We start from the raw sequence: 12115 nt of genomic DNA, 5'->3' as shown, positions 1-12115 counted from the left end.
TTTACTTTACGTTTTATATCTGAATGTGATTATATATTTAAATATAACTTATATATACAAATTAAATAAACTAAAGAGGGAAATAATGAAAAAAAGCTTTAAACTATTTTTAGCAGCTGCTTTTTTAGTAACTGAATTTTTTGTTGTAGCTCTTCCATTAATGATCACTTCAGCAAAAGCTGATGGACATCCAATACAAGCAATTACTCACGCTGGTTTTGGTGGTGGAACTGACGTTACTACTAGAATGATGTTATTAAGAGCAAGAAGAGTTCTTAAACAAGATATGCAGTTAGTTAACAAAAAAGGTGGTGGTGGAGCAGCATCTATGGATTACATGATGTCTTTACCTGCAGATGGTAACCACACTCTAACTTGGACTACTGGTCACGCAGTATCAATGGCTTTAGGAAAAACTAAAGTAAAATTAAGCGATATGCAGCCTTTAGCAAGAGGTACAGATGATCCTCAATTATTTGTTGTTAACTGTAACAATGAAATTAAAGATGCTAAGAAATTCATTAGCGCGCAAAAATCAAAATCACTAAAATATGGAACAACACACACTGGTGGTATTGATGACGTTAGTGCAATTGCATTTACTAAAAAAGGTGGATTAACAGATCCAACTATTGTTGCTTACAAAGGTGTAGCACCAATTAAAACTAACCTTATCAAAGGTGATATCGATGTAGGTGTTTTAAACTTAGGTGAAGCATTAACTGAAATCAACGAAGGTAAACTTTGTGTATCAGTTGTTTTAGCAAATAATAGAATGGCTAAAATTGGTGACTCTCCAACAGCTAAAGAATTAGGAATTCCTGTTTCTTTATCTACTGTTAGAGGTTTCGTAACTAAAAAAGGTGCTCCAGCAGAAAGAGTTAAACAATTAGAAGCTGGAATGATGAAAGCTATGAGCCACAACTATTACAAAAATTTCTTAACTGAAATTGGTCTTGATGACACTAGTGTAGTTGGTGCTGACGAGTGGGGTAAGCAAATGGAAGAAATGCTTGCTGAAATGACTGCTCAGCTAAAAGCTTTAGGTTACATTAACTAATCTAATTAAAAGTACATTTGCATATGAAAAATGTACAAAAACAAAAAAGGGCAAACAAAAGTTTGCCCTTTTTTTTTAGAGACGAATTTAAAGTCTCTTTTGTTATTATTTTTATTTCTGTAGCATTATTAATCACTACTTTTACTTTTGATATTGTTCCTCCTATTTTGAATAGAGGAATACAGCCTGCAACATTTCCAAAAGCACTTTTGGTTTTAATAATAGTAATGACTTTATTAATCTATTATTTAGCAACCAAAAATCCTTGGAAGGTTCAAAAAAAATTACCAAAATCATTCTATTTCACACTTTCAAGTTTTTTGATTTTTTTAATTATTTCAAAGACTTTAGATTTCTTTTTAGCAATTTCAGTTTTATCTATTTTTGTTTCTTATTACTGGGGTGAGAAAAGAATATTCTATTTATTACTTGTTGGAATTATATTTCCTGTGATTGTCTTTATTTTTTTTGAAACAATTTTAGGTCTAAGATTTCCTCCTGGAATTATAACTAACATTTATTATAGCTAGATGGATAATTTATTATTAATGTTGGCTCCATTATTTAGCTCAAAGCTATTATTGGTTTTATTTTTTGGAACTTTGTTTGGATTAATTTTAGGAGTGTTACCTGGTTTAGGTCCTACAACTGGTGGTGCATTAATTTTACCTTTTACAATGACACTTGATCCATTGTCAGCAATTGTATTGTTAACTTCTATTTATTGTGCAGGTACTTATGGTGGTGCGATAACTGCAGTTCTAATTAATACACCAGGAACACCAGCTGCTGCAGCAACTTGTTTAGATGGTTATCCTTTGGCACAAAAAGGAGAAGCTGGAAGAGCGTTAGGAATGGCTACTGTTTCAAGTACAGTTGGAGGTATTTTTAGTGTTGTAATACTTGTCTTTTTTGCACCTATACTGGCTCAGCTTGCATATGAATTTGGTCAGCCAGAATATTTTGCATTAGCGATCTTTGGTTTAACGATGCTTGCATCAATTGGAGAAGGAAGCCCTATTAAGAATTTGATTGCAGGTGCATTTGGAATTTTAATTTCAACGGTTGGTAAAGATTTTATGACATCAATTGATCGTTTTACTTTTGGAATTAACGAGTTAACTGAAGGGATTGGTTTTATACCAGTAGTGGTTGGTTTATTTGCAATGAGTGAGATGTTAACACAATCAACTTTAATTAATCAGGTATTCAACAGAATAGCTTTAAAAGCAATTAAACTTCCAAGTAAAGATGATTATAAAAAAACTTGGAAAACAATTTTAAGATCTAGTGGTATTGGTTCTTTTATTGGAGTGTTGCCTGCTGAAGGTGGAACAGTTGCCTCTTTGATTGGATATTCAGAAGCAAAAAGATTTTCAAAAAAACCAGAAGAATTTGGAAAAGGATCTATTGAAGGTATAGCTGGAGCTGAAGCTGCAAACAATGCAGCAACTGGTGGGGCGATGGTTCCAACTCTTGCACTTGGAATTCCAGGTAGTGCAACAACAGCTGTTATTTTAACTGGATTAATTATACATGGGGTTAGACCTGGACCTGATTTATTTAGAGAACAACCTGATTTTTTATATGGAATATTTGGAGCAATGTTAATTGCCAATGTTTTGTTCTTTATATTTGGTTTTTTTGGAGCAAAAATTTTTGCAAGAATAACGTTGGTGCCAAATAAAATTTTATGGCCGATGATTTTTGCAGTTTCAGTTTGTGGAACCTATTCATTAAATCAATCTATAATTGACGTTTGGATAATGTTATTTTTTGGTGTGCTTGGTTTTTTTATGAGAAGATATGGTTTCTCAGTTGTCCCTGTTATCATTGGTTTAATTTTAGGTGAGTTAGTTGAAGGTACCTTAAGACAATCTCTGGTTATATTTGATGGAAATTGGTTAATGTTTTTCACAAGACCAATAGCTTTAACATTCTTTATTTTATCTTTAATTGCTTTAGCTTTTCCTTTAATAAGAGCAAAAAAAATTAAAAAATAAACATGATTAAATTTGATTTAAACAACAGAGTAGCAATTGTAACAGGTGGAGCCCAAGGTTTTGGTTTAGCTATCACTGAAAGATTTATCGAGTCTGGTGCCAAAGTAGTAATTTGGGATATAGATGAAGGTGAAGCTAAAAAAGCTTTAGAAAAAGTAAATTCTGAAAATTTAACTTATCAAATAGTTGATGTAAGCAGCTTTGAAACAATTAATGAAAAATTATCTGAGGTTGAAAAATCTCATGGCAAGATTGATATCTTTATTAATAATGCAGGTGTTGCAGGCATGAACACTACTGTTGCAGAATATCCAATAGAAGAGTGGAATAAGGTAATTAATCTTAACTTAAATGCAGTATTTTATTGTTGCAAAGCAGTTGTTCCATTTATGGCAAAGAATGATTATGGAAGAATTGTAAATATTGCATCTATTGCAGGTAAAGAAGGAAACCCAAATGCAAGTGCTTACAGTACTTCAAAAGCAGGAGTTATAGGATTAACTAAATCTTTAGGTAAAGAACTTGCACAAAAAAATATTGCAGTAAACTGCGTTACTCCAGCTGCAGCAAAAACTAGAATTTTTGATCAAATGACCGAGGAGCATATAAATTATATGCTTTCAAAAATACCAAGAAATAAATTTGCTAAAGTAGAGGAATTGGCATCTTTGGTTGCTTGGTTATCAAGCGAAGAAAACTCTTTCTCAACAGCTGCAGTTTTCGATTTAAGCGGTGGTAGAGCAACTTACTAATAATTATGCAAGTAGGTATAGACGTTGGTGCAACAAAGATAGAGAGTGTTGTACTTGAAAAAGATGGACAAGAAAAGCACAGATCAAGAATAGCATGTCCAAAAAACTATACTCAAATTATTACTGCTTTAAGAGATATTCATAAAAAATTAGAGGAAGAGTTTAAACAAGAGCTTCCAATTGGAGTTTGTCATCCAGGAGTTCACTCTCCTCAAACTGGATTAGTTAAAAACGTTCCTAACATCAGCTGGTTAGAAAAAAAACCTTTTCAAAGTGATTTACGTAAAGCACTAGGTAAAGAAGTGTTTTGTGAAAATGATGCAAATTGTTTTGCTTTATCAGAAGCCATAGATGGAGCAGGGACACATTATAAAATTGTTTATGGAATTATTTTAGGATCTGGAGTTGGGGGAGGTTTAGTAATTGATAAAAAAATAGTAAGTGGTCCAAATGGTGTTGCAGGAGAATGGGGTCATAATCAAATTCCTTATTTTGCTGCAAAAAAGGAAAATTTCGACTCGAGCAACCCAAGAGAAGCAGAGATTGAGAGTTTTTTATCTGGGTTAGGTTTGGCAAAAAGATTTAAAAAACTTTATGGAAAAAATTTAAAAACAAATGAAATTTTTGAATTAAATAGACAACATGATTTAGATGCTGAAAAATTTATAGACGATTTTAAAGTTAATTTAGCAATGTCACTTTCAAGCATAATAAATATTTTAGATCCTGATGCTTTTATATTTGGGGGAGGAGTTTCAAATGAAATTGATTTCTTACATGAAATAGATTCATTAGTCAGAAAATTTGTAATTGGCAGAGAATACGAAGGTGTTTTTTTAAAACCAAGATACGGTGATGCGAGTGGCGTTAGAGGTGCTGCAAGATTAGGAAGAAGCGCGACATATTAGTTATAAATTTAAATTTAGAAAAATTCTAAATTTTAAAGACAAGCAAAGAAGCGAAAAAAATTTAAAAAAAAATTTCAATTAAAGGTTGTAAACATATTTTTTGTTATGAACTTAGCTCAAACTAGGTATATTTCCTCTTTTAAATTAATTTAAAAACATAAAAAAAAGGGAGAAATAATGAAAAAACTTATACTTTCGATTGCAGCTCTTGCATTATTTGCAACTTCTGCGTTCGCTGAAAGATATGTCATGATTACTCATGGTGAAGGAAAAGATCCTTTTTGGCCTGTAGTTCAAAAAGGTGGTGAAGATGCAGCTAGAGCAATCGGTGCTGACTTCGAATATATCTACAACCCTTCTGCTGATATGGCTGATATGGCAAGCTCAATTCAAGCTGCTGCAGCTACTCAACCAGATGGTATGGTAATTTCTTTACCAGATCCAGATGCATTAGGCCCAGCTATTAAAGCTGCTGTTGCTGCTGGTGTTCCAGTAATTACAATGAACTCTGGTTTAGAGTCTTCTGCTAGCCTAGGTGCATTAATGCACGTTGGTCAGCCAGAATTACTTGCTGGACAAAAAGCTGGTGAAAGAGCAAAAGCTGAAGGTGCTTCTAAAGCACTTTGTATGATTCAAGAAGCATACAACACAGCTCTTGTAGACAGATGTGAAGGTTACGGTTCAGCTGTTCCTATGCAAATGACTGATACTACATCTGACCCTGCAACTATTCAAACTAGAGCAACTGCTGCTTTACAAGCTAACAGTGATATCGATGCGATCCTTTCAGTAGGACCACACGTGTGTGAAGCTGTTGATAAAGCTTTAGCTGATCTAGGTATGACAGTACACCACTCTTGCTTCGACTTAAGTCCTGCAGTTATGGATTTAATCGGATCTGGAAGAGTTGCTTTCACTATCGATCAACAACAAAGATTACAAGGTTATATGCCGATCATCGTATTACACTTGTACAACAACAGTGCTGGACTTTTACCAGGAGCTAACATCCCATCAGGACCTGGCTTCGTTGACAAGTCTAACGCTTCTTCAGTTGCTGCTTTAGCAGGTATTGATAGATAGTCTGTAATAATTTAAAGGGTCGATTATTCAATCGGCCCTTTTTTTTTAACAAAATTAATAAGTCTTTTTAAATGAATACATCAACAACAAAAAAGCCAAGACAAGAGTCAGACCGACAAGGTGAAAAAAAATGGTACTCTGCATTTATGTCTCGACCAGAAGTTGGACCTTTTGGAGTTATGGTTTTACTTTTTTGTATGTTGGGATACTTTTCTATTCCAGAAGGACAATTTTCTCTTAACCCTTTCTCTGGTGAAGGATTTAACGCTTTAGGAATTAGAAATAATTTTAGGGTAATTGCTCAATTAGGGATCGTTGCACTTGCTGCTGGAATGTTAATCATTGCAGGTGAATTTGATCTTTCCGTTGGATCAATGATTGGATTTGCTGGTGGTTGTATGGCAATGATACTAAAATGGGGTTTTGCTGTTGTTATTCCTTATATATCTTTTGAAGGTGGTTTTCATTTTGAAGGATTTACATTATTTAAAATTCAAGATGTATCTCCATTATTAGCAATATTAATTACATTATGTATGACATTATCTTTTGGTTGGATACAAGGATGGATAATTGTTAAGAGTGGAATATCTTCTTTCATCGTTACATTAGGTGGACTTTTCTTCTTAAGAGGTTTAACTGAGGTATCATACAGAGCATTTAACAAAGCTCCTGATCAAACTGCTGGATCAACAACTGTTACAGATTTACCAGATATCAAAAACATTATAAATGTACCAGGTCATGGAGAAATGGAAAGAGACGCGGCTAAATCTTTGCCAAATGACCAATTATTAGAAATTCTAAGTACTGTGCCAGCTAGCACGGTTGCAAAATTAACTGAACGATTAACTTATATTAATGAAAAAGTTGCAGCTTACAAAACTGCTATGAATGCTGAAAAGATGATTGCAACTTTAGAAAAATCATTAGCTGGGGCAAAAAAATCTGGTAATGACTCAATGGTTGAAATTTTGACAAAGAAAATTGAAGCTGGTGTTAATGTTCCTGAAGTTGCAGCAAAAGCGGTAACTGATATCGATATAGCAAAAGCTTACATCGACACCATAGTTACTGCAAGACCTGTAGCTAATTTCTTTGGTGGCGATATTATGGAACCAGTATTTAACTGGTTATATTATACTGTAGATTGGAACGTAAATAACTTCGGAAACATTTTTGCTAAAGGAATGTATTCTTGTTTGATGATTTGGGGACTGATTGCATTTATTTGTTATTTAATTTTAAGTAAAACTCAAGCAGGTAACTGGATTTATTCAACTGGTGGAAATCTTAATGCTGCAAAAGCTAATGGTGTTCCAACGAATAAAGTTAAGATTTCATTATTTATGTTCACAGCATTCTGCGCAACTATGTTTGCAGCTTGTCAGGTATTTGAAGTTAACACAGCAGATACAGCAAAAGGTAATTTAAAAGAGTTAGAAGCAATTGCTGCAGCTGTTATTGGTGGTGTTGTATTAACTGGAGGTTTTGGAACAATAGGTGGAATAATTCTAGGAACAATTATTTTTGGAATTGCAAAAGAAGCTTTCTTTTATATTCCTGGAATTGATGGATCATTCTATAGAGTGTTCCTTGGAGCAGTGCTTGTTACTGCTGCCTTTACTAACGAAAATATAAGAAAACGAATTATGGGAAATATCTAATGGATAAAAAACCATTAATTGAAATTAAAAATTTAGTAAAAAAATTTGGAGCATTTACTGCTTTAAATGGCGTTTCATTAGATGTTTATCCAGGAGAAGTTCATGCATTGTTAGGTGATAATGGTGCTGGAAAATCAACTTTGATTAAAGTTTTATCTGGTGTTCATCCTATGACAAGTGGAGAAATAAAAGTAGATGGAGAAAATGTTAACTTTACTTCACCACGTCAAGCATCTGATGCAGGAATTGGAACAGTTTATCAAGATTTAGCACTAAACGCGCTAACATCAGTAACAAGAAATTTTTTTCTTGGACGTGAATTAATAAAAGGTCCTGCGGGATTTGGTTTAATGCAAATGGATGAGATGGATAGAATTACAATAGAGGAGATGTCTAAAATTGGAATTAACATTGCAAACCCTAATCAACCAGTTGGAACAATGTCAGGTGGACAAAGACAAACATTGGCGATTGCAAGAGCAATTTATTTTGGTGCAAAGATATTAATATTGGATGAACCTACATCAGCGTTAGGTCAAAAGCAGCAAATGGAAGTTTTAAAGACAATTAAAAAAGTTCAAAATTTAGGAAACATTGCAATTATACTTATTACACACAATGAAATACATGCGCGTCTTATAGCTGATCGATTTACTTTTTTAAGTTTAGGAGAAGTAATTGGTTCAGGATTGTCTTCAGAACTAGGTAATGAAGATGTGAAAAGATTGATGGCAGGTGGAGCTAAAATTGGCGATCTAGCTAAAGAATTAGAATTATAATGAAAGTAAAATATTACGATTTAGAAAATAAAAGAGTCTTTGTTACGGGCGGAGGTTCTGGAATTGGGGCTTCAATTGTTGAACACTTTTGTGAACAAGGTTCAGAAGTTTACTTTATAGATATTAATGTATCAGAGTCTGAAAAGTTAATTGAAGATATAAAAAGCAAAAAATATTCAATACCAACTTTTATTGAATGTGATTTATTAAACATAAAACAACTTCAAAAGACAATCGCAGACATCATAGATAAAAAAGGACCAATTGATATTTTAATCAATAATGCTGCTAATGATACAAGACATAAAATTGATGATGTGACAGAAGAATATTGGAACGAAAGAATGAATGTGAACTTAAGACATTATTTTTTCACAGTACAATCAGTTAAAAAATCGATGATTGAAAATAAGGGCGGTGTGATTGTTAATATGGGATCTTCTTCATGGATGGTTGGACAAGGTGGAATGGCTGCTTATACAGCGGCTAAATCTGGGGTAGTTGGTTTAACTAGATCATTTGCAAGAGATTTAGGTGAATTTAACATTAGGGTTAATTCTGTAGTACCAGGATGGGTATTAACACAAAGACAAATCGATCTTTGGTTAAATGAGGAATCTGAAAAAGATTTGATGAAAAATCAATGTTTAAAAGCGAGATTATTACCGCATGAACTTGCTCAAGCAGTATTGTTTTTTTCATCAGAGCAATCAGGTGGATGTACAAATCAATCTTACATTGTTGATAAGGGCTGGTTGTAAAAAGCTTTGTGAAAGTACAAAGTTCGACGATAGAAAATAAATATTTAAGAATTAAATCAATTAACATTGGTGCTTGCTTGTATGAGGTTTATGACAAGCAAAAAAAAATTAATTTAATCTTAAATTTAGGTTCTATAAAAAATTACAGCAGTAAAAATTTTTATGTAGGTGCTACTTGCGGGAGATACGCAGGAAGAATATCAAATTCAAAATTTAAGATTAAAAATAAAACTTTCAAACTTGATGGTAATGAAGGAAGAAATACTCTACACGGAGGAAAAATAGGATTTGATAGATTGGAATGGAAAATTAAACATCATTCAAAAACTAAAATTATTTATCAATTGTTATCTAAAAATTTAGACCAAGGTTTTCCAGGGGACTTAAATTCAGAGTGTGTTTTTGAAATTAAAAATAAAAGTTTAATTATCAAATACCAATATAAATCAAATCAATTTACTCACGTCAGTTTAACCAATCATAGTTATTGGAATTTAAATAAAAATAAAAAAGAGACAATTTTTAATCATGATTTAAAAATAAATTCAGAAAAATATCTTGAAGTAAACAATAAACTAATTCCAACCGGTAAATTTAAAAAAGTTAATAATACTATTAATGATTTCAATAAATTTAAAAATATTGGAGAAAAAATAGATATTATAAAAAACAAAAACACAAAAAAAACATCTAACAAAATAAATGCGTTAGGATTTGATTTAACATTTTGTGTTAAAAAAAATTCTAAAAATTATTTAGCCTCTTTAAAAAATAAAAAAACTAATATCCAATTAAACTTTTATTCAAATCTTCCTGGAGTACAACTCTATACTAGTCAAGGTTTGAAATATAAAAATAAACTTGCTCCTTACCAGGGTGTTTGTTTAGAAACCCAACACTATCCAGATGCACCTAATAATAAAAATTTTCCAAGCACTTTAATTAAACCTAAAAAACTTTATAAGTACTTTACAAAAATAAATATTTCATAAAATGAATAGAAAAATAAACATATCAATTGTTGGGACTGGTTTAATGGGATTGCAACACATAAAAGCAATTTCAAAATCAAAAAAAGCTAATCTTCATTCAATAGTAGATATTAGTAATAATGCTAAAAATTTATCAAAAAAATATAAAATCCCATTGTATTCAAATGTAGACGAACTTTTAAACTCACAGAATTTAGATGCCGTAATTGTTGCCACTCCAAATCAACTTCATGAAAAACATACAGTCAGTTTCTTAAAGAATAAAATTCCAGTATTATTAGAAAAACCTATTTCAGATAATATTAATTCAGCTAAAAAAATTATTAGTAGTGCTAATAAAAATAAAACACCGTTATTAATTGGGTATCACAGAAGACACAACTCAATTGTATCAAAGGTAAAAGAATTAATCGATAAAGGTAAATTAGGAAACATCGTTTCAGCAAATGTCTTGTGTTGGCTTTATAAACACAAAGCTTATTATAAAGAAAAATGGAGAATTAGTAAAGGAGGAGGGCCTTTAGGAATTAATTTAGTCCATGATATTGATATGATTTGTTATTTGCTTGGATCTATTAAATACGTTCAAGCATTTACAACCAATAAAACTAGAAAATTTGCAGTCGAAGATACAGCAACTATTAGCTTAATTTTTAATTCAGGTGCGCTATGTACATTAAATTTGTCAGATACAATTGTTGCTCCATGGAGTTATGAGTTAACTGCAGGAGAAAATCCAGCTTATCCTATAACTAATCAATCTGCATATATGATCGGTGGAACTAAGGGTTCATTGCAATTTCCTAATTTAAAATATTGGTTCTATAAAAATGAACGTAGTTGGTGGAATAAGATTTTTGTTAATGAAGATAAAAACAAAAAAGACGACAGTACTTTAGTAAACCAAATTGATCATTTTGCAGATGTAGTATCAAAAAAAGTTAAGCCAAAAGTTAATGGTAATGATGGTTTGATCTCTCTTAAGATTTTTGCAGCAATAACAAAAAGTGCAAAAACTGGTAAGAAGGTTAAGATTTAAAGATTAGCCAATATTGAATTAGAACATTTTAAGGTATCAGCTTCTCCACCTAAGTCTTTAGTTCTATTTTCTTTTTGACTTAAAGATTTTTCAATAGCTTCAACAATTGAATTAGAGGCTTCTTTTTCTCCTAAATAATCTAACATCATTGCTCCTGACCAAATTTGTCCTACAGGATTAGCAATACCTTTTCCTGCAATATCAGGCGCTGAACCATGAACTGGTTCAAATAAAGATGGAAATTTATTTTCAGGATTAATATTTCCAGATGGAGCAATTCCAATAGTTCCAGTGCAAGCTGGTCCTAAATCTGAAAGGATGTCTCCAAATAAATTAGATGCAACAACAACATCAAACCATTCAGGATTAAGTACAAATCTAGCAACCAAAATATCTATATGATATTGATCGGTTTCAATATCTGGATAATTTTTTTTCATTTCATTAAAACGCTCATCCCAAAACGGCATTGTAATTGAAATACCATTTGATTTTGTTGCATTGGTTAATTTTTTTCTTTTTCTTTGTTTTGCTAATTCAAAAGCAAATTTTTGAACTCTATCTACTCCATGCGCAGACATGATAGTTTCCTGAATAGCTATTTCTCTATCAGTATTTTTAAACATCCTTCCACCAACAGAAGAGTATTCACCTTCAGTATTTTCTCTAACAATCAGCATATCAATGTCACCTGGTTTTTTATTTGCTAAAGGAGGATTTATTCCAGGAAATAATTTTACTGGTCTAAGATTGATATATTGATCAAATTCTCTTCTAAACTGAAGTAAGGATCCCCATAAAGATATATGATCTGGAACTTGATCTGGCATTCCAACTGCACCAAAGAATATCGCATCATGTTTTCCTAATTTTTCTTTCCAATCATCTGGAAGCATTTTTCCATGTTTTTCATAATAATCACATGAAGCAAAATCATATTCTGTAAAATTTATTTTGAATTGATGTTTTTCAGCAGCGTCTTTTAATACTTTTAAGCCTTCAGGAACTACTTCTTTTCCTATTCCATCTCCAGCTATTGAAGCAATGTTATATTCTTTCATAGGTTGATTT

At 31.9% G+C, this 12115-nt stretch carries 12 protein-coding genes; 11 read left to right on the top strand and 1 reads right to left on the bottom strand.

Features of this window, described 5'->3' with window-relative positions:
- Nucleotides 1-85 precede the first annotated feature (85 nt).
- The 11 genes from ACTTBK_RS03645 (at nucleotide 86) to ACTTBK_RS03595 (ending at nucleotide 11044) form a co-directional block, all read left to right on the top strand.
- Nucleotides 86-1060, top strand: a complete 975-nt coding sequence (locus tag ACTTBK_RS03645) for a Bug family tripartite tricarboxylate transporter substrate binding protein (RefSeq protein WP_440614563.1) — start codon at nucleotides 86-88, stop codon at nucleotides 1058-1060.
- Nucleotides 1061-1083: 23 nt separating this feature from the next.
- Nucleotides 1084-1590, top strand: coding sequence for a tripartite tricarboxylate transporter TctB family protein (locus tag ACTTBK_RS03640; protein ID WP_440618602.1), 507 nt, complete (start codon nucleotides 1084-1086; stop codon nucleotides 1588-1590).
- Nucleotides 1591-3063, top strand: a complete 1473-nt coding sequence (locus tag ACTTBK_RS03635; protein ID WP_440618601.1) for a tripartite tricarboxylate transporter permease — start codon at nucleotides 1591-1593, stop codon at nucleotides 3061-3063.
- Between the two features lie 2 nt (nucleotides 3064-3065).
- Entirely contained in the window at nucleotides 3066-3815 is a 750-nt protein-coding gene (locus ACTTBK_RS03630; RefSeq protein ID WP_440618600.1) for an SDR family NAD(P)-dependent oxidoreductase, read from the top strand.
- A 5-nt stretch (nucleotides 3816-3820) separates the two neighbouring features.
- Nucleotides 3821-4723 carry an ROK family protein gene (locus ACTTBK_RS03625; protein WP_440618599.1) on the top strand — a complete coding sequence of 301 codons (903 nt, stop codon included), beginning with the start codon at nucleotides 3821-3823 and terminating at the stop codon, nucleotides 4721-4723.
- A gap of 177 nt (nucleotides 4724-4900) precedes the next feature.
- On the top strand, nucleotides 4901-5806 hold the full coding sequence (locus tag ACTTBK_RS03620) for a sugar ABC transporter substrate-binding protein (RefSeq protein WP_262589451.1): 906 nt from the start codon (nucleotides 4901-4903) through the stop codon (nucleotides 5804-5806).
- Nucleotides 5807-5877: 71 nt separating this feature from the next.
- Nucleotides 5878-7473 carry an ABC transporter permease gene (locus ACTTBK_RS03615; protein ID WP_440618598.1) on the top strand — a complete coding sequence of 532 codons (1596 nt, stop codon included), beginning with the start codon at nucleotides 5878-5880 and terminating at the stop codon, nucleotides 7471-7473.
- Complete coding sequence (locus ACTTBK_RS03610; RefSeq protein ID WP_440618597.1) at nucleotides 7473-8252, top strand: ATP-binding cassette domain-containing protein; 780 nt, start codon at nucleotides 7473-7475, stop codon at nucleotides 8250-8252. Before ACTTBK_RS03615 ends, ACTTBK_RS03610 begins: the two co-directional genes overlap by 1 nt.
- Nucleotides 8252-9013, top strand: a complete 762-nt coding sequence (locus tag ACTTBK_RS03605) for an SDR family NAD(P)-dependent oxidoreductase (protein WP_440618596.1) — start codon at nucleotides 8252-8254, stop codon at nucleotides 9011-9013. The genes ACTTBK_RS03610 and ACTTBK_RS03605 overlap by 1 nt, the downstream gene beginning before the upstream one ends.
- A gap of 8 nt (nucleotides 9014-9021) precedes the next feature.
- Complete coding sequence (locus ACTTBK_RS03600) at nucleotides 9022-10005, top strand: aldose epimerase family protein (RefSeq protein WP_440618595.1); 984 nt, start codon at nucleotides 9022-9024, stop codon at nucleotides 10003-10005.
- Nucleotide 10006: 1 nt separating this feature from the next.
- Nucleotides 10007-11044, top strand: coding sequence for a Gfo/Idh/MocA family protein (locus ACTTBK_RS03595; protein ID WP_440618594.1), 1038 nt, complete (start codon nucleotides 10007-10009; stop codon nucleotides 11042-11044).
- Here ACTTBK_RS03595 and ACTTBK_RS03590 read toward each other — a convergent pair.
- Entirely contained in the window at nucleotides 11041-12105 is a 1065-nt protein-coding gene (locus ACTTBK_RS03590) for a tartrate dehydrogenase (RefSeq protein ID WP_440618593.1), read from the bottom strand. The two genes, ACTTBK_RS03595 and ACTTBK_RS03590, sit on opposite strands and share 4 nt — an antisense overlap.
- Nucleotides 12106-12115 lie beyond the last annotated feature (10 nt).

This window comes from Candidatus Pelagibacter sp. HIMB1493, assembly GCF_052047995.1.
Classification (GTDB): Bacteria; Pseudomonadota; Alphaproteobacteria; order Pelagibacterales; family Pelagibacteraceae; genus Pelagibacter.
This window is presented reverse-complemented; position numbering and strand designations above follow the sequence as displayed.

Bases quoted from the DNA above. Each gene is read 5' to 3' on its own strand.
- ACTTBK_RS03645 (WP_440614563.1), top strand. From the start codon at position 86: ATGAAAAAAAGCTTTAAACTATTTTTAGCAGCTGCTTTTTTAGTAACT.
- ACTTBK_RS03640 (WP_440618602.1), top strand. From the start codon at position 1,084: ATGAAAAATGTACAAAAACAAAAAAGGGCAAACAAAAGTTTGCCCTTT.
- ACTTBK_RS03635 (WP_440618601.1), top strand. From the start codon at position 1,591: ATGGATAATTTATTATTAATGTTGGCTCCATTATTTAGCTCAAAGCTA.
- ACTTBK_RS03630 (WP_440618600.1), top strand. From the start codon at position 3,066: ATGATTAAATTTGATTTAAACAACAGAGTAGCAATTGTAACAGGTGGA.
- ACTTBK_RS03625 (WP_440618599.1), top strand. From the start codon at position 3,821: ATGCAAGTAGGTATAGACGTTGGTGCAACAAAGATAGAGAGTGTTGTA.
- ACTTBK_RS03620 (WP_262589451.1), top strand. From the start codon at position 4,901: ATGAAAAAACTTATACTTTCGATTGCAGCTCTTGCATTATTTGCAACT.
- ACTTBK_RS03615 (WP_440618598.1), top strand. From the start codon at position 5,878: ATGAATACATCAACAACAAAAAAGCCAAGACAAGAGTCAGACCGACAA.
- ACTTBK_RS03610 (WP_440618597.1), top strand. From the start codon at position 7,473: ATGGATAAAAAACCATTAATTGAAATTAAAAATTTAGTAAAAAAATTT.
- ACTTBK_RS03605 (WP_440618596.1), top strand. From the start codon at position 8,252: ATGAAAGTAAAATATTACGATTTAGAAAATAAAAGAGTCTTTGTTACG.
- ACTTBK_RS03595 (WP_440618594.1), top strand. From the start codon at position 10,007: ATGAATAGAAAAATAAACATATCAATTGTTGGGACTGGTTTAATGGGA.
- ACTTBK_RS03590 (WP_440618593.1), bottom strand. From the start codon at position 12,105: ATGAAAGAATATAACATTGCTTCAATAGCTGGAGATGGAATAGGAAAA.